This window comes from Qipengyuania sphaerica, assembly GCF_019711595.1.
Classification (GTDB): Bacteria; Pseudomonadota; Alphaproteobacteria; order Sphingomonadales; family Sphingomonadaceae; genus Qipengyuania; species Qipengyuania sphaerica.
Map to the genome: position 1 here is coordinate 176,639 of NZ_JAIGNR010000001.1, position 19,555 is coordinate 196,193.

General features: G+C 63.1%; 20 protein-coding genes, 2 tRNA genes and 1 riboswitch. Of the genes, 18 read left to right on the forward strand and 4 right to left on the reverse strand.

Going from position 1 to position 19,555, the window contains the following annotated elements; all coding sequences use genetic code 11:
* Positions 1–10 precede the first annotated feature (10 nt).
* The 9 genes from purT to K3178_RS00920 all read left to right on the forward strand — a co-directional run bounded on the left by purT (position 11) and on the right by K3178_RS00920 (position 8,792).
* Positions 11–1,174 (forward strand): formate-dependent phosphoribosylglycinamide formyltransferase, encoded by a 1,164-nt coding sequence (purT, locus tag K3178_RS00880; protein ID WP_221569512.1) that lies wholly within the window; start codon positions 11–13, stop codon positions 1,172–1,174.
* Positions 1,175–1,221: 47 nt separating this feature from the next.
* Positions 1,222–2,238 (forward strand): NAD(P)H-dependent flavin oxidoreductase, encoded by a 1,017-nt coding sequence (locus K3178_RS00885; RefSeq protein ID WP_221569513.1) that lies wholly within the window; start codon positions 1,222–1,224, stop codon positions 2,236–2,238.
* A gap of 1 nt (position 2,239) precedes the next feature.
* Positions 2,240–2,566: a hypothetical protein gene (locus tag K3178_RS00890; protein ID WP_221569514.1), complete on the forward strand. Its 327-nt coding sequence runs from the start codon at positions 2,240–2,242 to the stop codon at positions 2,564–2,566.
* A gap of 71 nt (positions 2,567–2,637) precedes the next feature.
* Positions 2,638–3,492: a formyltetrahydrofolate deformylase gene (gene purU, locus K3178_RS00895; RefSeq protein ID WP_221569515.1), complete on the forward strand. Its 855-nt coding sequence runs from the start codon at positions 2,638–2,640 to the stop codon at positions 3,490–3,492.
* 96 nt (positions 3,493–3,588) lie between these two features.
* Positions 3,589–5,010 (forward strand): alkaline phosphatase PhoX, encoded by a 1,422-nt coding sequence (locus tag K3178_RS00900; protein WP_221569516.1) that lies wholly within the window; start codon positions 3,589–3,591, stop codon positions 5,008–5,010.
* Positions 5,011–5,102: 92 nt separating this feature from the next.
* Complete coding sequence (locus tag K3178_RS00905) at positions 5,103–5,972, forward strand: dienelactone hydrolase family protein (protein ID WP_221569517.1); 870 nt, start codon at positions 5,103–5,105, stop codon at positions 5,970–5,972.
* Positions 5,969–7,222, forward strand: a complete 1,254-nt coding sequence (locus tag K3178_RS00910) for a serine hydrolase domain-containing protein (RefSeq protein ID WP_221569518.1) — start codon at positions 5,969–5,971, stop codon at positions 7,220–7,222. Before K3178_RS00905 ends, K3178_RS00910 begins: the two co-directional genes overlap by 4 nt.
* A 95-nt stretch (positions 7,223–7,317) precedes the next feature.
* Positions 7,318–8,349 (forward strand): SPFH domain-containing protein, encoded by a 1,032-nt coding sequence (locus K3178_RS00915; protein ID WP_221569519.1) that lies wholly within the window; start codon positions 7,318–7,320, stop codon positions 8,347–8,349.
* Positions 8,349–8,792, forward strand: a complete 444-nt coding sequence (locus tag K3178_RS00920; RefSeq protein ID WP_221569520.1) for an NfeD family protein — start codon at positions 8,349–8,351, stop codon at positions 8,790–8,792. The genes K3178_RS00915 and K3178_RS00920 overlap by 1 nt, the downstream gene beginning before the upstream one ends.
* A 9-nt stretch (positions 8,793–8,801) precedes the next feature.
* On the opposite strand, the gene K3178_RS00925 is transcribed toward K3178_RS00920, so the two are convergent.
* Positions 8,802–9,752, reverse strand: a complete 951-nt coding sequence (locus K3178_RS00925; protein ID WP_221569521.1) for a complex I NDUFA9 subunit family protein — start codon at positions 9,750–9,752, stop codon at positions 8,802–8,804.
* Between the two features lie 185 nt (positions 9,753–9,937).
* Here K3178_RS00925 and K3178_RS00930 point away from each other — a divergent pair.
* The 3 genes from K3178_RS00930 (at position 9,938) to K3178_RS00940 (ending at position 11,384) form a co-directional block, all read left to right on the forward strand.
* Positions 9,938–10,024 (forward strand) — tRNA-Leu (locus K3178_RS00930).
* A gap of 71 nt (positions 10,025–10,095) precedes the next feature.
* Positions 10,096–10,959 (forward strand): N-carbamoylputrescine amidase, encoded by an 864-nt coding sequence (gene aguB, locus K3178_RS00935; protein ID WP_221569522.1) that lies wholly within the window; start codon positions 10,096–10,098, stop codon positions 10,957–10,959.
* Positions 10,944–11,384, forward strand: coding sequence for a hypothetical protein (locus K3178_RS00940; RefSeq protein ID WP_221569523.1), 441 nt, complete (start codon positions 10,944–10,946; stop codon positions 11,382–11,384). The genes aguB and K3178_RS00940 overlap by 16 nt, the downstream gene beginning before the upstream one ends.
* On the opposite strand, the gene K3178_RS00945 is transcribed toward K3178_RS00940, so the two are convergent.
* Positions 11,381–12,796, reverse strand: a complete 1,416-nt coding sequence (locus K3178_RS00945) for a M20/M25/M40 family metallo-hydrolase (RefSeq protein ID WP_221569524.1) — start codon at positions 12,794–12,796, stop codon at positions 11,381–11,383. The genes K3178_RS00940 and K3178_RS00945 overlap by 4 nt on opposite strands.
* A 53-nt stretch (positions 12,797–12,849) precedes the next feature.
* Between K3178_RS00945 and folK the strand changes: the two genes are divergently transcribed.
* Entirely contained in the window at positions 12,850–13,332 is a 483-nt protein-coding gene (folK, locus tag K3178_RS00950) for a 2-amino-4-hydroxy-6-hydroxymethyldihydropteridine diphosphokinase (RefSeq protein ID WP_221569525.1), read from the forward strand.
* On the opposite strand, the gene K3178_RS00955 is transcribed toward folK, so the two are convergent.
* Positions 13,298–13,873 carry an LbetaH domain-containing protein gene (locus tag K3178_RS00955; RefSeq protein WP_221569526.1) on the reverse strand — a complete coding sequence of 192 codons (576 nt, stop codon included), beginning with the start codon at positions 13,871–13,873 and terminating at the stop codon, positions 13,298–13,300. The genes folK and K3178_RS00955 overlap by 35 nt on opposite strands.
* A gap of 106 nt (positions 13,874–13,979) precedes the next feature.
* On the opposite strand from K3178_RS00955, the gene K3178_RS00960 reads away from it, so the two are divergent.
* From K3178_RS00960 to K3178_RS00980, 5 genes are all read left to right on the forward strand, one after another.
* Positions 13,980–14,055: transfer RNA gene (locus K3178_RS00960), tRNA-Lys, on the forward strand.
* Between the two features lie 339 nt (positions 14,056–14,394).
* Complete coding sequence (locus K3178_RS00965) at positions 14,395–15,033, forward strand: TetR/AcrR family transcriptional regulator (protein ID WP_221569527.1); 639 nt, start codon at positions 14,395–14,397, stop codon at positions 15,031–15,033.
* Between the two features lie 27 nt (positions 15,034–15,060).
* A riboswitch (TPP riboswitch) is annotated at positions 15,061–15,169 on the forward strand.
* A gap of 34 nt (positions 15,170–15,203) precedes the next feature.
* A complete protein-coding gene (gene thiC, locus K3178_RS00970) occupies positions 15,204–17,105 on the forward strand; it encodes a phosphomethylpyrimidine synthase ThiC (protein ID WP_221569528.1) in 1,902 nt (633 codons plus the stop codon).
* Positions 17,106–17,346: 241 nt separating this feature from the next.
* Complete coding sequence (locus K3178_RS00975) at positions 17,347–17,571, forward strand: hypothetical protein (protein ID WP_221569529.1); 225 nt, start codon at positions 17,347–17,349, stop codon at positions 17,569–17,571.
* Complete coding sequence (locus tag K3178_RS00980) at positions 17,571–18,878, forward strand: deoxyguanosinetriphosphate triphosphohydrolase family protein (RefSeq protein WP_221569530.1); 1,308 nt, start codon at positions 17,571–17,573, stop codon at positions 18,876–18,878. The genes K3178_RS00975 and K3178_RS00980 overlap by 1 nt, the downstream gene beginning before the upstream one ends.
* A 6-nt stretch (positions 18,879–18,884) precedes the next feature.
* Here K3178_RS00980 and K3178_RS00985 read toward each other — a convergent pair whose 3' ends face one another.
* On the reverse strand, positions 18,885–19,493 hold the full coding sequence (locus K3178_RS00985) for a DUF2726 domain-containing protein (RefSeq protein WP_221569531.1): 609 nt from the start codon (positions 19,491–19,493) through the stop codon (positions 18,885–18,887).
* Positions 19,494–19,555: the final 62 nt, after the last annotated feature.

Genomic DNA, 19,555 nt, shown 5'->3' on the forward strand with positions numbered 1-19,555 from the left:
GAAACGGAAAATGGCTTTCACCGCGAAGATCCTGCTGCTCGGTTCGGGCGAACTGGGGCGCGAATTCGTGATCTCGGCCAAGCGGCTCGGCGCCTATGTCATCGCCTGCGATGCCTATGACCACGCGCCGGCCATGCAATTGGCCGATGCGCGCGAGGTGTTCCCGATGCTCGACGGCGAAAAGCTGCGCGGCGCAGTCGAGAAGCATCGGCCGGATTATGTCGTGCCGGAAATCGAGGCGATCCGGACCTCGGTCCTTGCGGAGCTGGAAGAGGAAGGCTTCACCGTGGTCCCCTCGGCCCGCGCTGCGCAGCTGACGATGAACCGCGATGCGATCCGCGATCTTGCGGCGAACGAGCTGGGCCTCGTCACTTCGAAATACCGCTACGCCAAGAACCTCGACGAAGTGCGTGCGGCGGCCGAGCACACAGGCCTTCCCTGCGTAATCAAGCCGGTCATGTCGTCCTCCGGCAAGGGCCAGAGCACGGTGCGCGAGGCAGCCAGGCTCGAGGAGGCGTGGGACTACGCCTGCGCCAATATGCGCGGCGACCGGCAGCGCGTGATCGTCGAGCAGTTCGTCGATTTCGACTACGAGATCACGCTGCTGACTGTGCGCCACAGGGATGGCGTGACATTCTGCCCGCCCATCGGCCACCGGCAGGAGCGCGGGGATTACCAGGAGAGCTGGCAGCCCACGCCCATGTCCGGCGCGGCCATCGCGAAAGCACAGGAGATGGCGAGGCGGGTGGTGGACGACCTGGGCGGTTACGGCCTCTTCGGCGTCGAATTCTTCGTGAAGGGCGAGGAGGTGATCTTCTCCGAACTGAGCCCCCGCCCGCACGACACGGGAATGGTGACGCTGGTGAGCCAGAACCTCACCGAATTCGACCTCCATGCCCGCGCGGTCATGGGCCTGCCCGTGCCGCCGGAACTTCGTGCGCGACCCTCTGCCAGCGCGGTCATCCTCGCCGAGCGCGACAGTGAGGCGCTTTCTTACGAAGGTATGGCAGAAGCGCTGTCCGAACCCGGCACGGACCTGCGTATCTTCGCCAAGCCCACCAGCCGTCCCTATCGCCGCATGGGGGTCGCGCTGGCCACGGCAGGCGACACCGACGAAGCCCGGCGCAAGGCCCGCGATGCGGCGCACAATGTCCGGATCGTCTACGGCGACTAGAGCAAGCAGCTTGCCGTAAGTGCAGGTGCAAACTAAGCGCCTCCTCCATGACAGACTATCCCAAGACCGATCGCCTGATGCAGCGCGGCGCAGAATTTCTCGGCTCGCGGTACGCCATCCTGTGCGGCGCCATGAGCTGGGTGTCCGAACGCAATCTCGTCTCCGCCATCTCCAACGCCGGCGGTTTCGGCGTGATCGCTTGCGGCGCGATGACGCCCGAATTGCTCGAAACCGAGATCGCCGAGACGCAGAAGCTCACCGACAAGCCTTTCGGCGTGAACCTCATCACCATGCACCCGCAGCTCTTCGACCTGATCGAGGTCTGCGACAAGGCGGGGGTCAGCCACGTGGTGCTGGCCGGCGGCATCCCGCCAAAGGGCAGCGTCGAGGCGATCAAGGGCGGTGACAATCCGGCCAAGGTGATCTGCTTTGCGCCCACGCTGGCGCTGGCCAAGAAGCTGCTGCGCTCGGGCGCCGATGCGCTGGTGATCGAGGGCATGGAAGCAGGCGGCCACATCGGGCCGGTCTCGACCAGCGTGCTCGCGCAGGAAATGCTGCCCGAACTTTCCGAAGAGCATCTCATCTTCGTGGCTGGCGGTATCGGGCGTGGCAATGCGATCGCCGGGTATCTCGAGATGGGAGCAGCTGGCGTGCAGCTCGGCACGCGCTTTGCCTGCGCTACCGAGAGCATCGCGCACGAGAATTTCAAGAAGGCCTTCTTCCGCGCGAATGCGCGCGATGCGATCGCCAGCGTACAGGTAGACCCGCGCCTGCCGGTGATCCCCGTGCGCGCGCTGAAGAACAAGGGGACCGAGGAGTTCACCCGGAAACAGATCGAGGTTGCGGGCGTTCTGGACCGTGAAGAGATCGCCATGGAAGAAGCACAGCTCCAGATCGAACACTATTGGGCGGGCGCGCTGCGCCGCGCCGTGATCGATGGCGATGTCGAGAACGGCAGCCTCATGGCGGGCCAGTCGGTCGGCATGCTCAAGGCCGAAGAACCCGTTGCGGACATTATCGAAAAGCTGATGGCGCAGAGCGAGGACGCGCTGACGCGCAGGTGAAATGGAAATCCACAGGCTCGACCTAGACGTCGCGATCTATCGCGACCGGGTGCAGGTAACGCACCGGCCGACCGATACCTTCGTCGACCAGCGGGCCGAATATCCCTTTTCTACCGAGCGGTCGGTGGTCGGCCATGCGCGCTTCCTCGAGGACACGATGGTTCGCGCGATCCGGCAGATCCTCAAGGAAGGTGGTTTTTCGCTGCGCGATCCCATCGCCCGCGTCGTGCGCTGCGACGGTCCGCTGGCCGAGGACGAACGCGTGATCGTCGAACATGCGCTGCACGAAACCGGCATGAAGCAGGTCATCTTCGAACTCGAAGAGTAGCAACGCTGGCTTGGGCGGGGCCTAGACCTTCGCGCTTGCCAGCGGCACGCCCGCCGCGCCAATAGGCCGGAATGAGCGAACCTCTCGTCCTGACCCTTTCCTGCGCCGATCGCCCCGGCATCACCGCGCGCGTCACCTCCTTCCTCTTCGAGCGTGGCGGCAACATCCTCGAGGCGCAGCAGTTTGGCGACCGCTCCTCGGACGCCTTCTTCATGCGCGTGGAATTCGACCCGGGTGAGGGTACGCGGGAGGAAATCCGCGAGGACTTCGCCTCGCTGGCCGGCGAATACGCGATGGACTGGAAACTCGCGCTGCGAGACCGTCCGCGCCGCGTGCTGATCATGGTCAGCAAGTTCGACCATTGCCTCGCCGACCTCCTCTATCGCTGGCGCATAGGCGAAATGCCCATGGAGCCGGTCGCCATCGTATCGAACCACCCGCGCGAGGCGATCGAGCATACGCCGCTCGGGGATATTCCCTTTCATCACCTGCCGATCACGCGCGACACCAAGGAAAGCCAAGAAGCGCAGGTGCGCGAATTGGCGGATCGCTACGATGCCGAGCTCGTCGTCCTCGCCCGCTACATGCAGATCCTCTCCGACGAGCAGGCTGCGCATTTCTCGGGCCGGTGCATCAACATCCACCATTCCTTCCTGCCCGGCTTCAAGGGTGCCAAGCCCTATCACCAGGCCCACCAGCGCGGGGTCAAGATGATCGGCGCGAGCGCACATTACGTCACCGCCGATCTCGACGAGGGGCCGATCATCCACCAGGCCGCCGAACCGATCAGCCACGCCGACACCCCCGATGAACTGGTCCGCAAGGGCCGCGAGATCGAAAGCCGCGTGCTGGCCGAGGCGGTGCGACTGCACCTTGAAGAACGCGTCCTCCTCAACGGCCAACGCACGGTGGTGTTCAGGAGCTGACGTTCGTCTTGGCGATTGCGCCCTTCGCAGATTGCGTATCGCTGTGAGGCCCTTTCCTTGTCTACAAGTGTAGGCGAACTATGGGAGGGACCTTTGATGTCTACGCGACGTACGATCCTGAAGCAGGGGGCAGCCAGCTTCGCTGCCTTCGTGGCTCTCGGCAAGGGTAGCCTGGCCGCCGCTCACACGACCAACGCAGGAATGAAACTCGTTCCCGACGAGGCCGGCCTGCTCGATTTGCCCGAAGGGTTTTCCTATCGCGTGCTGTCGCGCAGCCGCGAAGTGATGAGCGACGGTTTCATGACCCCCGGAAGCTTCGACGGTATGGGCTGTTTCGCGCACCCGACCGATCCGAACAAGGTCACGCTGGTGCGAAACCACGAAATCTTCGCCGATATGGATCATGACATGCCCTTCGGGGACGACCTTGAACTGCTCGACAGGCTGCCCGAAGCGAAGCTCTACGACTGGCGCACGACAGGCGAAGACGGCGGGCGTCCCTTCTATGGCGGGACGACCACGCTGACGGTCGACCTGGAAAGCGGCGAAACCGTCGAGGAGCACTTGTCGCTGGTGGGCACGACAGGGAATTGCGCCGGCGGTACGACGCCTTGGGGCAGCTGGCTTACCTGCGAGGAACAGATGCTCCAGCCGGGCGAAAGCGGGGCGCAAAAGCATCACGGCTTCGTCTACGAGGTGCCCTCGGCCGCGCGGGGAATCGTCGATCCCGTCCCGCTCAAGGCGATGGGCCGCTTCGTGCACGAGGCCGCATCGGTCGATCCGGCAACCGGCATCGTCTACATGACCGAAGACAATATGCACGGCCTGTTCTGGCGCTTCATTCCGGACGTTCCGGGAGAGCTTGCGAGAGGCGGAAGATTGCAGGCGCTCGCGGTCGAAGGCTGGGACAGTGCCGATCTCAGGAACTGGCCTGTCGACTGGTCGCGCCCGGGTGCGCGCCGGGTCGAGCAGGGCGAGCGCTTCGTTACCCGCTGGATCGATCTCGATGATGTAGAATCGCCCAATGCCGATCTTGCACGGCGCGGCTTCGATGCCGGCGCGGCGATGTTCTGCAGGGGCGAAGGTCTGGCCTATGGCGTCTCGGGCGAAGGCAAGAGCGCGCATTTCTTCAATTGCACGCAGGGCGGCGTTGCGCGCACCGGCCAGGTCTGGCGCTACGACCCGTCGCCGCAAGAGGGTGGCGAGGGCGAACCGCAGGGCACGCTCACACTGCTCCACGAAAGTCCCGGTGCCGACACGCTCGACCTGTGCGACAACCTCGCAGTCTCGCCCTGGGGCGACCTCATAATCTGCGAAGACGGGATGGGTCAGAACTATTTGCGCGGGCTTACGCCACAAGGCGTGGTCTATGATCTTGCCCGCAACGCGCATGAAGATGGCGCGGAGTTTTGCGGTTCGTGTTTCTCGCCCGACGGCAGCACGCTGTTCGTCAATGTGCAGTCGCCCGGCATGACTTACGCGATAACGGGCCCCTGGGAGGCTCTGGGGCGCGGCTGACCTTTCTCCTCCTCTCGGTAGCGTTTCTATCGCCTTGTCCATCGCCGGAGCGCTGCTAGGATCGGCGCGGACGGGCGAAGGGAGAGAGATGCATGTGCAATAGCGATCAATTGGCCAACTGGGCGAAGGGTGGCATGACGCGGCGGAGTTTCGGCGGCGCTGCAATGGCTGCAGGAGCGGTTGCATGTGCCCCGATGGATGAGGGCACTGCCGCATCTTCGGAAGCTTCTTCGGCCTCCATGCGAGCCGTCAGTTTTACGACCGACGCCGGCACTCTCGACGGCGAGTTCTATACTGCCGGGGACACGCCGCGCCCCGGAGTGATCTTCTGGCCCGACATCGCTGGGATCCGTCCTGCAAAACGCCAGATGGCAAGCCGTCTGGCCGAGGCGGGCTATGCCGTCCTGCTCGCCAATCCCTATTACCGCGACGTTGCCGGGCAGCAATTCGAGGATTTTGCGGACTTTGCAGGCAATGGCGGATGGCCGAAAGTCACGCCATGGCGCGAGAAGTTCACCGCCCAAACCATTGCTGCCGACAATGCGGCGGCGGCGGCATGGCTTTATGAACAAGCGCAGGTCGACAGCGATCGCGGGATCGGCGTTCAGGGCTATTGCATGACCGGCAGCTTTGCTGTGCTGGCTCCCTCGGCCGACGATCACATCCACGCCGGCGCCAGCTTTCACGGCGGCGGCCTCGTTCGTGAGGGCGCTTCCAGTCCGCACCGTTCACTGCGCGAAGACGCGCATTATCTGATTGCGATCTCACAGGATGACGACGCAAAGGCGCCCGGCGACAAGATAGCCTTGCGCGAAGCGGTCGAGGCCTCGGGCACGACGGCGGAAGTCGAGGTCTATCCGGCCGATCATGGCTGGTGCGTGCTCGACAGCCCGAGCTACGACCAGCAACAAGCGGAGAAGGCCTGGACGAGGTTGCTCGCTACCTATTCAGAGGCATTATGATCGGCAGGATCGTCGCAGTTGCGGCGACGCTCCTTGCCACGCCCCTGTCCGCCCATGAATATGAGCCGGATTGCGAGCGCATTGCGGCTTTTCTCGATAGCGCGGTAGCCGGGCAGCGAGTCGCAGGGGCTTCCGCCATGGTCTGGAAGGACGGCGAGGAGCGTTGCTTCGACGCAGCCGGTGTCGCCGACCGCGAGCAGGACCGCCCTTTCGCGCGCGACACGCTTGTCCAGTTCTTCTCCATGACCAAGCCGGTCACCGGGGTCGCGCTGATGACATTGTGGGAGCAGGGCAGGTTCGGTCTCGACGATCCGCTCTACTGGCACCTGCCGGAATATGAGCACGTCCAAGTCCTTCGCGGAGAAACCGAAACGGGCGAGCCGATCACCAGCGCGCCTTCGCGTCCGATCACCGTGCGCGATATCCTGCGGCATACTGCGGGCTTCACCTATGGTGCCGATGGCAATCCGCAGAATGCAGCGGATCGCGTATGGGAAGAATTGCTGCCGCTTTCACCCGACAAATCGCTCGCCGAGTTCTCGCAGGCGATGGCGAAAGTGCCGTTGCTGTTCGATCCGGGCACGCACTGGAGCTACAGCGCCGGTGTCGACGTGCAGGCGCGGCTGGTGGAGGTGCTGTCGGGCAAGCCCTTCGCGCAATATGTCGAGGAAACCATCTTCGACCCGCTCTCAATGGATGGCATTGGCTGGCCGAATACCCGGACCGACCTTCATCGCCTGGCGACGATCTATGACGTCGGGCCGGGTGGAACCTTTACCCCGGTGCTGAACCCGGACTGGGTTGCTGCGGGCTTCGTCGGGAAGCCGATGACCATGGGTGGTGGCGGGCTGGTCGGGACGGTCGACGATTATGCGCGTTTCGCCCTCATGCTGCTGGGCGAAGGGGCACTCGGTGACGTCCGCATCCTCAGGCCCGCCACGGTGAGGTTGATGGCGACCGACCACCTCGATCCGGCGATCGCGCCCGAAAACCGCTCGTTCCTTCCCGGCAAGGGCAGCGGGGGCTTCGGTTTCGATTTCTTCGTCCGCACCGCGCCTCCGCAAACGCCGGAAGAGAACCGCGGCAGCGTTGGCGAATTCTTCTGGGACGGCTGGCCGAGCATGCTGTTCTGGGTCGATCCGCAGCAGGACATGGTCGTAATCCTCGCCACGCAGAAAATGCCTTTCGACGACCAGCTGCATCACGATTTCCGCGATGCCGTCTACGGCGGGGAATATACCGGTCGGTAATCCCTCGCGAATAATGGCATGACGGCATCCGGTTTTACTTGCCCGCCGATACAGGCGCGCTAGCATGGCCGGCGGGATCATTCAGGGGGTCAAAAATGGATTTGCTAGCGTTTCTTATCGCCATCCTAGTCTTCGTCGTACTCTTCGTTGCGATGGGCGTACGCGTCGTCAAACAAGGCTATGTCTACACGATCGAAAGGTTGGGCAAATTCACCCTGGCCGCAGAGCCCGGTCTCCATCTCATCATCCCGATCGTCGACCGCGTCGGGCAGAAGGTGAACATGATGGAGCAGGTGCTCGACATTCCGGGCCAGGAAATCATCACTGCCGATAACGCCATGGTCGGCACCGATGCGGTGGTGTTCTTCCAGGTCCTCGATGCCGGCAAGGCGGCCTACGAGGTGTCCAACCTCTATGCCGCGATCATGGCGCTGACGACCACCAACCTGCGTACCGTGATGGGTTCGATGGACCTCGACGAAACCTTGTCGAAGCGTGACGAGATCAACGCGCGCCTCCTCAGCGTGGTCGATCATGCGACCTCGCCCTGGGGCGTGAAGATCACCCGCGTCGAGATCAAGGACATCCGTCCGCCCATGGACATCTCCGAAGCCATGGCGCGCCAGATGAAGGCCGAACGCCTCAAGCGTGCAGAAATCCTCGAAGCGGAGGGCGACCGCGCATCCAAGATCCTTCGCGCCGAAGGTGAAAAGCAGTCGGCCATCCTCGAGGCCGAAGGCCGCCGCGAATCCGCCTTCCGCGACGCAGAGGCCCGCGAGCGCGAAGCCGAGGCAGAAGCCAAGGCAACGCAGGTCGTGAACGAAGCCATCGCCGGATCGGGCGGGCAGGCGCTCAACTACTTCGTGGCGCAGGAATACACCAAGGCGGTGGGCAAGTTCGCCACCAGCCCCAATGCCAAGACCATCCTCTTCCCTGTCGAGGCGACCCAGCTCATCGGCTCGCTCGGCGGGATCGGCGAACTGGTCAAGGGCATCACCGACGATCGCCCGGGAGGCGGTGGCGGTGCGCCGCGCGGTCCCGCGCCTTCGCCCGCACCCGCGCCGCGTCCGCAGCAGCGCAGCGCGCAGAGCAGCGTTCCGCGTAGCGGCAGCATGGGAGGCCAGTGATGGAATGGTTCAGCTCGCTCGATCCGTTCTGGGTCTGGCTCGCCGTCGGCCTGTTCCTGTTTGCAGCCGAAATCCTCGTGCCGGGGTTCTTCCTGATGTGGCTGGCCGGGGCAGCGCTGGCGACCAGCGTCGTCGCCTTCATCATGCCGGGAGCAATCCCGCTGCAGGTGACCGTCTTTGCGGTACTGTCGATCGTCGCGGTTTTCATCGGCCGCAACTATTTCCGCAGCAATCCGATTCTGGAGGCGGACCCCAAGATGAACCGGCGGGGCATGCGGCTGGCGGGAGAGATCGCCACCGTGGTTTCGCCCATCGATGGCGGCACGGGCCGGGTGAAGCACGGCGATAGCGAATGGCTCGCCAAGGGCTGCGATGCGGCCGTGGGCGACAAGGTCCGCATCAGCGGCAGCGACGGCGCGGTCCTGATCGTCGAACCGCTCTGAGGCAAAGGATTACGCGCTGAGGCGCTCGGCGAAACGGCCGTGCTTGCGGAAGCGCGTCATCCACTTGTCGAGGAACAGGCCCAATGGCTTGGGCTCGATATCGAACTTGTCGAAACCGGGATAATTGCCGCTGGCGACATTGCCCTGCTTCAAGAGGTTCCACTGGTCGCTGCCCATCGGCGTGCCGGGCAGTGCTGCGAATAGCGCGGACAGACCATCGGGCATCGGCAGGAAAGTCCGCTCGCGGCGCTGGGCAGCGGCAATCCGCTCATTGATCTCCATCATGGTCAGCGCTTCGGGGCCGCCCAGCTCGTAGGTCTTGCCGCCATGCTTGCCGGGATGCTCGAGCGCCTGCGCAATCGCCTCGGCGACATCGTCGACATAGACCAGCTGCAGCTTCGCCTCGGGCCCGAAGACGGGCAGGACGGGGATCTTGGAAATCAGCTCGCCGAACATGTTGAGGAAATTGTCGTCCTTGCCGAAGATGATCGAGGGGCGGATGATGGTGGCCTTCTTGAAAGCCTCATGCACGCGCGTCTCACCGAGGTGCTTGGCGCTGGCATATTCGTTGACCGTATCTTCGTCCGGCTCGGCCGCGATGGCGCTGACATGGACGAAACTGGTCGCACCGGTCTTTTTCGCGGCCTCGGCCATCCAGCCCGGCGCCTCGCCCATCAGCTTGCGCAGATCGCCATCGAAGCTGCCGACAAGGTTCACCACCGCGTCCGCGCCCTCGATGCATTTCTCGACGCTGTCGCGCTTGGTCGCATCCATGCGCACGAACTGCAGCTGGCCGAGGTTCGCAAGCGGCTTCAGCTTGAAGGCAGCCTGCGGGTCGCGCCCGCAGATGCGCAGCCTTGCCCCGCGCGAAAGCAGCGCCTGCGCCACGTAATTGCCGAGGAAGCCGGTGCCGCCCATCAGGACCACCATCTTGCCGTTCAATGCGCCGCTTTTTGCCATGTCGTTCGTCTCGGATAATCGGAGTGGGATTCGTCGGGTGCGCCCTAGCCATAAGCGGATGGCTGCTGCAAGCGTTCCGCGTGCCGCGCCGGTGCAATTAGCGTTGACAAGGCAACGCCGCCTTCGCTAGTGGCCCGCGCCTACCCGAGACGCTGACTCGTATGATCAGCACGTCTCGAAAGTGTGCCCAGATGGCGGAATTGGTAGACGCACCGTCTTCAGGTGGCGGCGCTCGCAAGGGCGTGGAGGTTCGAGTCCTCTTCTGGGCACCATTTTCCCTTATCGATATCAACACTCTGCAGTGGCTGGACAGCCGCATCGCTGCGCCATAAACCCGCGCCCGATGAGAGAGCTGACCGTTTCCGTCCTCCAATTGCCGCTCGCCCGCAAGGACGAGGCGGAGAATATTGCCGCCGTTGCCGAGCTGGTCGAGGAGGCTGCCGGCAAGGGAGCGCAGGTGATCCTGCCGCCCGAGCTATTCGCCGGCGAGTATTTCTGCCGCGAGGAAGAGGAGGAGCTGTTCTCGCGCGCCCGGCCCACTGCCGAGCACCCCAGCGTCCTTACGATGCAGGCGCTGGCCGGGAAACTCGGCGTGGCGATCCCGACCAGCTTTTTCGAGCGCGACGGGCATCACTATTACAACACGCTTGCCATGATCGGACCCGACGGGGAGATCATGGGGACCTATCGCAAGAGCCATATCCCCGACGGGCCGGGCTATGAGGAAAAATACTATTTCCGCCCGGGCAATGACGGCTTCAAGGTCTGGGATGTCTTCGGGGCGCGCATCGGCGTCGGCATCTGCTGGGACCAGTGGTATCCCGAATGCGCGCGGGTGATGGCATTGAAGGGTGCCGAGGTGCTGTTCTATCCCACCGCCATCGGTTCGGAACCCTATGATGTCGATCTCGACACCAGCCGCATGTGGCGCCGGGCAATGATCGGCCACGCGGTCTCGAATTGCATGCCCGTCTGCGCAGCCAACCGGATCGGGCACGAGGGGCCCGCCGACCGCCAGCAGAGCTTCTACGGCCACAGCTTCATTTCCGACGAGTGGGGCGACCTCCTGGACGAATATGGCGCATCGGACAGCGGTTCGCTGGTGGCCACGCTCGATCTCGACCGCGCGGCCAGGCACCGCGCGGGCATGGGCTTTTTCCGCGATCGCAGGCCGCAACTCTACGGGCGGATATGCGAAGACATCTAGGCAGCAATTCGGGTCGCACCATCAGTCAGGACCAGCTCGACCGGCTCTACACCGCCGCACTCGAAGCTGCGATCGGGCGGATCGAGAAGGACGGGCATTTCCACCCTCTGGTTTTCGAACTGCGCGCCAACGGCACGATCCAGGCGGTTGCCGTGCTGGAGACGGGCGAGGTCGACAATACGCGCGGGCCGATCGACCGGCTCGTCGCACTGCTCAGGCCGCGCGCCGAGGATGGCACGATCGATGCCGCCGCCATCGTGCGTCTGCGCGAAGAGGGCGTTGCCGAGGTGCGGATGCGCGCGCGCAACTTTTCGGCGAATATCGACGTGCTTTTCTCGGTCGAGACCAGCGGCCTCGTCAAACGCAAGCGGCGGATCGAACTCGGCGATGTCGCCGCGCGCGAAGTGCCCAACGAGCTGTTCTAGCTACCGGCCAGTTCCTTCAGGATGATCGTCCAGTGGTCGAGCCCGGCGTAGAAGGCATCGACCCGCACGCGCTCGTCGAGGCCGTGGGCATAGACATCCTGCGGCCTGCTCGCCCCGCCGCTGATGCCCACTGTGTTATAACCCAGCGCGCGGTAATGCATGCCGTCGGTGCCGCCCGATTCCATATAGGGGATGATCGGGATCGCAGCGCCATAACGTGCCTCGAGCGATTTCGTCAGCGCCGCGCGGACGTCCTCGCGGAAATCGCTGCCTTCGCTTTCGGTCGGATCGCCCAGCGTCGTGATCGTGACCCCGGGGTTGCCGACAGCCTCGGCGAGCCGCTGCTTGGTCGCTTCGACGCCTTCGCCCGGAAAGACGCGGCAGTTCACCGTGGCAGTGGCTGTCTGCGGCAGGGCATTTTCGGCATGGCCGGCCTTGAGCATGGTGGCGACGCAGGTCGTGCCGGTGGTGCCCAGAAATTCGGGGTGCGTGCGGAGCATGGCAAGTGCCTCGGCATCATCGGGGTCGGCTGCGAAGGCCTTGAGCGCATCGCCCATCGGGCCGGGGATCGCCTGGCCGAGCGCGCCGAGATAGCTACGCGTGAGCGGGGTTGCACGGACGGGGAACTGGTAATCGCGCACCTTCTGCAGCGCATCCGCCAGTTCGTATATCGCATTGTCCTTGCGCGGACGCGAGGAGTGGCCGCCCTGGTTGGTGATGGTGAGTTCGTAAGTGACGAAGGTCTTCTCGGCAGCCTGCACGCGCTGCGCCATGGGCCGGTAATCCTCGGTCAGGCCCACGCCGCCCGCATCGGAATTGAGCACGAAGGCGGGATCCACATTCTCCGCCACCCATTTCGCCTGCGCCTTGGTAGAGGTCATGCCGGTTTCCTCGTCGCCCGAGAAAACGAGGTAGAGATCGCGATTGGGCGTCCAGCCTTCTTCCTTCAACCGGATGAAGGTGCCGGTGAGATTGGCGACCCCGTACTTGTTGTCCATCGTCCCGCGGCCGTAGAAATAGCCGTCTTCCTCGATCAGCTCGAAGGGATTGCGCACCCAGTCCTCCGGCAGCGCATCGACCACGTCCATATGGGCGAGCAGCACGATCGGCTTCTCGCCCGATGATCCGTCGCCGCGATAGCGCACGATGAGACCCTGTGTCGGGTCGCCATCGTTGACGTAATCGGAGACCATTATGTCGTCGTTGGCGAAACCGGCTTCGGACAAGCGACCGGTAAGATAGGCGACCATGTCGTCGACCTGGCCGTAACCCTCGGCGGTGCGGAAGGCGATGATGTCGCGGTAGATGTCGTGTACGCGCTGTTCGTGCTCGGTCAGCACGCGGTCTTGGGCCAAGGCCGGGACTGCGGCGAGGGCCAGCGCCCCTGCAACGAATGTGGTGACCGGCTTCATATACGTCCTCTCCCTTTGCGCTGTCGGCGGGGCGAGGCTAGTCGCAGGAAATCATGGGAGCAAGCACGCACCGATATGTGATCGCGCTAGGATCGAACATGCGCGTGGGAAGCATCGGCGGGCCCCGGCAGGTGCTCGCGGCTGCGCTGGCAGCGATGCGGGAAGGCGGGATCGAAGTTGTCGCCTGCTCCCGCATCAGGACAAGCAGGCCGCTCGGTCCCTCGCTGCGACTTTATGCCAATTCTGCCGCGCTGGCGGAGACGCGCTTTCCCCCCGAAGAGATGCTTGCGGCCTTGCAGGATTTAGAGGCCCGTTTCGGTCGCAAACGGCGCGGGGCGCGCTGGCGTTCGCGGCCGCTCGACCTCGATATCGTCTTGTGGAGCGGCGGGATGTGGCATTCTCCCCGGCTCGTCATCCCGCACCCGCTGTTTCGTGATCGCGAGTTCGTCACGGGTCCTGCCGCCGAGATCGCTCCCCACTGGCGCGACCCGGCGACCGGACTTACGCTGCGCCAGATCGCAGCGCGCGCGGTTTGACCGCGGCTGCCGGATTGCCGCGATAGATCGTCCAGCTTTCCGCATCCTCGAACAGCGCGCCGCGTGCTGCCAGCACCGATCCCTCGCCCATCGTCACGCCGGGCCCGACGAAAGCCTCCGCCGCGACCCAGCATTGCGCGCCGATCGAAACGGGGCGCACCACCAGCTGGAAGTTCGGGTCGGACACATCATGGGTCGAGGCGCAAAGATGCGCGCGCTGCGAGACGATGCTGTCGCTGCCGATCGTGATGCGCCCCTGGTTGTAGAGCCGCGCGCCCGGTCCGATCAGGACATTGTCGCCAAGCTCGAGATTGGCGGGCCACCAGACATTCACGCTCGCATGGACGCGGCAGCCCCGGCCCAGCTTGGCGCCGAACAATTTCAGGACCAGCGCGCGCCAGCCATGCAGCGGCGGCGGGGTCCACCGGGCAAGCAGCAACCAGCAGAGCGTCCAAAGGGCGCGCCCGATACGGTTGCCGAGCGAGAAGGATGGCCCCCCGCTCCTGCTCCCCGATGCTCGTGCGTCCAGCGGCTCTGCCATGCGCTCCCTCCTGTCCGTTCCACGCCTAATTGCACCGGCAGGCGAAAAGCAAGCCAAACCCCGCTTGACCAGTCGGCATCCCCTGCCTAGGTGGGCGCCCGTGGTCGGGCCGTTAGCTCAGTCGGTAGAGCAACTGACTTTTAATCAGTAGGTCGCTGGTTCGAACCCAGCACGGCTCACCACCTTCCTTCATCCAGCGCCGATGCCGTTGCTTTGGCTCCCGGCCTCACTGCGCCCGAATCATTGCCCGGCTCACCTATGACCAGAAGGGCGGTGCACCGAAGCACAGCACTGGCTATATCGCACTAGGTGAAGGAGCGGGGGGGATCTGGCTCAACAGTCCGCCTGCGACTGCAACCAAGCGTGGAAACCTGTCCATAATCAGGTGTTTCTGCGGAGGCGCGCGCCCCGCCAACCGGCAGGATTTCCCCGCAAATCGGCCGATTCTCCATTAATTAGATTGACGTTCTAGAAATTTCCTCTAGACTGGCTTTTTGGTTAATTGATGCGATAGTGATGGAATGAAACAGGCGAGGGGCCAGGAAACACGCGAGAAGGTGCTCGAAACGGCGGCAGAGCTCATCGTCGCGCATGGCCATGCCAACGTCTCCCTGCGGGATATCTGCGACCAGTCGGGCATCTCGAACGGCAGCGTCTTCCATCACTTCGGTTCGAAGGATGGCATCATCCGCGAACTTTTCCTGCAGGAACGGCGCCGGTATCTTGGTGCGATCGCCAAAGCCATTACCGGCTATGATGGCGACCCCTGCGATGCCTTTGCCGAAGGCGCGCGGGCGGCGGCGGAGTTCCAGCTGGCCGATGTCGAACGCTTCATGCACCTCATCGCCGATTTCAACGATAGCGAATGGCTGCGCGAGAACCGCGACGTCTGGCTCAACGCCGCGCTCGATATCCAGCAGCCGGTGATCGACTGGGCGATGCCGCACTTCGCCAGCGGGGCGCTGCCGGTCATGCCGCCCACGCTGTTCCAGGCGCTTTCGCTGGGGCCGGCGGAATTCCTCATGCGCTCGCAGCGACAGGGCCGGATCGAGGATGCGGCCGTGCATATCGACACGATCGTCGCCGGCATCTCCGCCAGCCTGAGGCACCTTCGCGACGTGCAGGCGGCCCAGCGCGCCGCTGCCGACGACGCGGCGTAGACTTTCCACCGCCAAGCGCCTAATTGCAGTTCATCCCCGGGGAGCCAGCGTTGGCTGAGAGGGAGGTCTCGCACCCTCCGACCCGTCGAACCTGAACCGATTAGCATCGGCGGAGGGAGTGGAGCGGCGCCAGTAAACCGCTCTCCGTCCGCCATATGGAGAGCACACGCATGGCCGACATCAACAGCAAATTCGACATCGGCGTCACCACCGGGCCCATTCGCGGCAGCCGCAAGGTGCACATTGGCGCCAAGTCCGGCAGCGGCGTGCAGGTCGCCATGCGCGAGATCGACCTTGAAGGCGGCGAAGAGCCGGTGCGGGTTTATGACACCTCCGGCCCCTACACCGATCCCGATGCCACCATCGACATCCGCCAGGGCCTTGAGCAGAAGCGCCGGGAGTGGATCATGGCGCGCGGTGATGTCGAGGAATATGACGCGCGCGAGGTGAAGCCCGAAGACAATGGCCAGCTCGGCCCCGACCGTTCGGGCGGTGTTCCCGGCTTCCCGAACGTGGCCAAGAAGGTGCTGCGCGCAAAGCCCGGCATGAACGTCAGCCAGATGCACTACGCCCGCCGCGGCATCATCACGCCCGAGATGGAATATGTGGCGGAACGCGAGAACCTGGGCCGCGAGATGCTGCGCGAGGAAGCCGCCCGCACCGCCGCGCGCAACGATGGCCAGCCCTGGGGCGCCGAGCTGCCCGATTACGTCACCCCCGAATTCGTCCGCGACGAAGTGGCCCGCGGGCGCGCGATCATCCCCTCCAACATCAACCACCCCGAAACCGAGCCGATGGCGATCGGGCGCAACTTCCTCGTCAAGATCAACGCCAATATCGGCAATTCCGCGGTGGCATCCGACGTGGCGAGCGAGGTCGACAAGATGGTCTGGTCGATCCGCTGGGGCGCGGACACGGTCATGGACCTCTCCACGGGGCGCAACATCCACGACACGCGCGAATGGATCATCCGCAACTCGCCCGTCCCCATCGGCACCGTGCCGATCTACCAGGCGCTGGAGAAGGTCGGCGGCATTGCCGAGGACCTGACCTGGGAAATCTTCCGCGACACGCTGATCGAACAGGCCGAACAGGGCGTCGACTATTTCACCATCCACGCCGGCGTGCGCCTGCCCTATGTCCCGATGACCGCCAAGCGCGTCACCGGCATCGTGTCGCGCGGCGGCTCGATCATGGCGAAATGGTGCCTCGCGCATCACAAGGAGAGCTTCCTCTACGAGCGCTTCGACGAGATCACCGAGATCATGAAGGCCTATGACATCGCCTATTCGCTGGGCGACGGCCTGCGCCCCGGCAGTATCGCCGACGCAAACGACGAAGCCCAGTTCGCCGAGCTCTACACGCTGGGCGAGCTTACCAAGCGCGCCTGGGAGCAGGACGTGCAGGTGATGATCGAGGGCCCCGGCCACGTGCCGATGCACAAGATCAAGGAGAACATGGACAAGCAGCTGGAAGCCTGCGGCGAAGCGCCCTTCTACACGCTCGGGCCCCTCGTCACCGATATCGCGCCGGGTTACGACCACATCACCAGCGGCATCGGCGCGGCGCAGATCGGCTGGTACGGCACCGCCATGCTCTGCTACGTCACGCCCAAGGAACACCTCGGCCTGCCCGACCGCGACGATGTGAAGGTGGGCGTGGTGACCTACAAGCTCGCCGCCCACGCCGCCGACCTTGCCAAGGGCCACCCGGCCGCCAAGGTCCGCGACGACGCCTTGAGCAAGGCCCGCTTCGAATTCCGCTGGCGTGACCAGTTCAACCTCAGCCTCGACCCCGACACGGCCGAGCAATATCACGACCAGACCCTCCCCGCAGAAGGCGCCAAGACCGCCCACTTCTGCTCTATGTGCGGGCCCAAGTTCTGCTCGATGAAGATCACGCAGGAAGTGCGGGATTTTGCGGCCAAGCAGAACTCGGACAGCTATCTTGCGAGCGAGAACTTGCGTGCCGAGACCTCAGCCGAAGAGGCCGAGGAAGCGGAAAAGGGCATGGAGGAGATGAGCGAGGTGTACCGGGAGAAGGGCGAGAAGTTGTATTTGCCGGAGGGTTGACCGTTTAACTGTCACAATTTCGCGACAGCGTGGCGGTTTTTTTAAGGCCTTCTTTCCGATTGTGTGGGCAAGATATCGCAGATTCATCCTTTGTTCTAGAAAGTGGTTTCCATCGCGGCGAAATTAGCGTAGGCGCTAACGCGTGCTTTTCCGGCGAGTACAATGAAGATCACCGCAACTTTGGATGGGTGAAGGCTCCTTTGGGGGCCTTTATCGTTGTGTTTAGAGAGGGACCTAACGCATGACGCATACCGACGAAATTCCAACAGACGCTGAAGTTATCCAAGAGCTTGCCTCGACTGACGATGGTCTGCGTCCAAGTGAATTGGTGGAGCGCCTTGAAGCGAGTGGTCATTCGTACGAGAACGTAGTCCGTGCTGTTCAACGGGTCCTTGATCGAGGGAAAGCTGTCTTGGGTGACGGAGGTCGCTTCATTGCGGTTGAAGGGCTTGAAGTAGCCGCTTGATGAGCTGGACCGAGGCGCAGCGTACCGAGCGCCGCCATAATATCAGCCACTCTACTGGCGATCAGCGAACAGAGTTCCAGCGTGACCGTGACAGGTTGCTCTACTCCTCGGCCTTTCACCGGCTGGCTGGAATTACCCAGATTGTGCGCGCCGGTGAGCAGGATATTTTTCATACCCGGCAACAGCATACTTACAAAGTCGCGCAAATTGGGCGACGGCTAGCGGAAGAGTGTGTCGACAAGCAACCGGAGGCGTCCGCACGTCACGGTGTCCACCCAGAAGTGGTAGAGGCAGCATGTCTTGCTCATGATCTCGGGCATCCGCCATTTGGGCATGCCGCAGAGAAAGAGCTCGATAGACTCGTCCAACACGAAGGCGATGATGATGGGTACGAGGGAAACGCGCAGACCGTCCGGATCATCACGAAGCTAGCGGTCAGGTATGGCAAAGACGAGTGCCTTGGGTTGGACTTGACGCGCGCCACTATCGCTGCCTGCTTAAAGTACCCATGGTTTCGCGATCTCGGAAATCCTGAAAGGTCGGGAAAATGGTCAGCCTACAGAACTGAGGTTGACGATTTCGAATGGGCGCGTGAATTCGCCAACGAAGGCATGAAATCAGCCGAAGCTGAACTAATGGATTGGGCGGACGATATCGCCTACTCCGTTCATGATCTCGAAGATTTTCATCGCGTCAATATCGTTCCGTGGGAGCTGATTACAGAGCGCGGCAACGAGACCGAATTCGTCAATGAGGTGGCTAGCGGCTGGTTTAATGCCCCGAAAGATGCCGGGCGTCGACTGCGAACAGCCGTCGAAAATATTCGAGAGACGCTCATCTTTTTTCCCGCCGTCGCTAGGCAAACTTATGCCGGTACACGTGAGCAGCGTCACCATATCCGAAATTTCACGTCTACGCTGATCGGGCGTTATGTGCGCTCTGCTAAGCTAAGTGAGGAAAGAGAGGGGTCGGCGGTTCTCATCAATGAACAAAGCGCTGATGAGGTGCGAGTGCTCAAACACTTGGCTCGGAAGTACGTCATAGGTTTGCCAGCACTTCACGCCCAACAAATGGGTCAGAAGCGGATCATTAATGGCTTATTCGATATCCTGATGAATCAGAAAGATCGCGCGTCAGACCGTTTCCTGCCAATGCGACTTCGTTACATTTGGGACGAGCTGGATGGCGATGCGCAACGGAGAGCTGCGGATTGCATAGCTAGCCTCACTGAATTTGAAGCCGACGCCTTGTACAAACGGCTGTCGGGCGTGGATAGCGGATCGGTATTGGACCCGATAGTGAGATGATACCGCCTATTCCGCCGGAACCAGCTTTTCCACCAGCGTCCTGAGTTCGCTCGGCGTGGTGTGGCCGGCGACGATCTCGTGATAGCCGATGCCCGCCTTGCGCAGCGCTTCCTTCTTCACCGCATCGCGCGCGGCGGCGCTGCCCTGATGGTGGCCCTTGCCTTGGTATTCGAGCGCGTGCTGGACGTAGCAGTTCTCGTCCATCAGCGCGAAATCGACGCGCTTGGAGTTGACGCAGCCGAAAGCTGATTGATCGCGGGATGACAGGAACTCGCCGAGCGAAACCTGTGCCATCACCTGCCAACCCGGATTGCGCGCGATCACCGCTTGGTCGAGTGCCCTGAACACATTTGCTTCGGACTTGTTGAGCAGGCTGCGGGGCTTGAAATCGGCGGCCATCACGGTCTCAAGCTGGTCCGCAGCCGTTGCCAGCTTTGAAGCCTCGCCGGTCTTGCCGAAGCGCCGATTGGGCTGTCGGTTCTTGTAGTAGCGCTTGCCGCTACCCTTCTTCCGACCGGCCTTTCGCCACTCGGTCACGAAGAAAACGACGGCAACCAGTACGGCAACAAACACCACCTGACTGTTTATCGCGCCTTCGAACAATGTTTCGAACATCAAAGCCCCCACTTTGCCCCGATCAGGAATCGCAGACTATCTACCGGATAACCTTTAACTTT

Bases quoted from the DNA above. Each gene is read 5' to 3' on its own strand.
- K3178_RS00920 (WP_221569520.1), top strand. From the start codon at position 8,349: ATGGAATGGTTCAGCTCGCTCGATCCGTTCTGGGTCTGGCTCGCCGTC.
- K3178_RS00940 (WP_221569523.1), top strand. From the start codon at position 10,944: ATGCGAAGACATCTAGGCAGCAATTCGGGTCGCACCATCAGTCAGGAC.
- K3178_RS00885 (WP_221569513.1), top strand. From the start codon at position 1,222: ATGACAGACTATCCCAAGACCGATCGCCTGATGCAGCGCGGCGCAGAA.
- aguB (WP_221569522.1), top strand. From the start codon at position 10,096: ATGAGAGAGCTGACCGTTTCCGTCCTCCAATTGCCGCTCGCCCGCAAG.
- K3178_RS00925 (WP_221569521.1), bottom strand. From the start codon at position 9,752: ATGGCAAAAAGCGGCGCATTGAACGGCAAGATGGTGGTCCTGATGGGC.
- K3178_RS00900 (WP_221569516.1), top strand. From the start codon at position 3,589: ATGTCTACGCGACGTACGATCCTGAAGCAGGGGGCAGCCAGCTTCGCT.
- folK (WP_221569525.1), top strand. From the start codon at position 12,850: ATGGGAGCAAGCACGCACCGATATGTGATCGCGCTAGGATCGAACATG.
- K3178_RS00985 (WP_221569531.1), bottom strand. From the start codon at position 19,493: ATGTTCGAAACATTGTTCGAAGGCGCGATAAACAGTCAGGTGGTGTTT.
- K3178_RS00945 (WP_221569524.1), bottom strand. From the start codon at position 12,796: ATGAAGCCGGTCACCACATTCGTTGCAGGGGCGCTGGCCCTCGCCGCA.
- purT (WP_221569512.1), top strand. From the start codon at position 11: ATGGCTTTCACCGCGAAGATCCTGCTGCTCGGTTCGGGCGAACTGGGG.
- K3178_RS00955 (WP_221569526.1), bottom strand. From the start codon at position 13,873: ATGGCAGAGCCGCTGGACGCACGAGCATCGGGGAGCAGGAGCGGGGGG.
- thiC (WP_221569528.1), top strand. From the start codon at position 15,204: ATGGCCGACATCAACAGCAAATTCGACATCGGCGTCACCACCGGGCCC.
- K3178_RS00915 (WP_221569519.1), top strand. From the start codon at position 7,318: ATGGATTTGCTAGCGTTTCTTATCGCCATCCTAGTCTTCGTCGTACTC.
- K3178_RS00905 (WP_221569517.1), top strand. From the start codon at position 5,103: ATGTGCAATAGCGATCAATTGGCCAACTGGGCGAAGGGTGGCATGACG.
- K3178_RS00980 (WP_221569530.1), top strand. From the start codon at position 17,571: ATGAGCTGGACCGAGGCGCAGCGTACCGAGCGCCGCCATAATATCAGC.
- K3178_RS00965 (WP_221569527.1), top strand. From the start codon at position 14,395: ATGAAACAGGCGAGGGGCCAGGAAACACGCGAGAAGGTGCTCGAAACG.
- K3178_RS00975 (WP_221569529.1), top strand. From the start codon at position 17,347: ATGACGCATACCGACGAAATTCCAACAGACGCTGAAGTTATCCAAGAG.
- purU (WP_221569515.1), top strand. From the start codon at position 2,638: ATGAGCGAACCTCTCGTCCTGACCCTTTCCTGCGCCGATCGCCCCGGC.
- K3178_RS00890 (WP_221569514.1), top strand. From the start codon at position 2,240: ATGGAAATCCACAGGCTCGACCTAGACGTCGCGATCTATCGCGACCGG.
- K3178_RS00910 (WP_221569518.1), top strand. From the start codon at position 5,969: ATGATCGGCAGGATCGTCGCAGTTGCGGCGACGCTCCTTGCCACGCCC.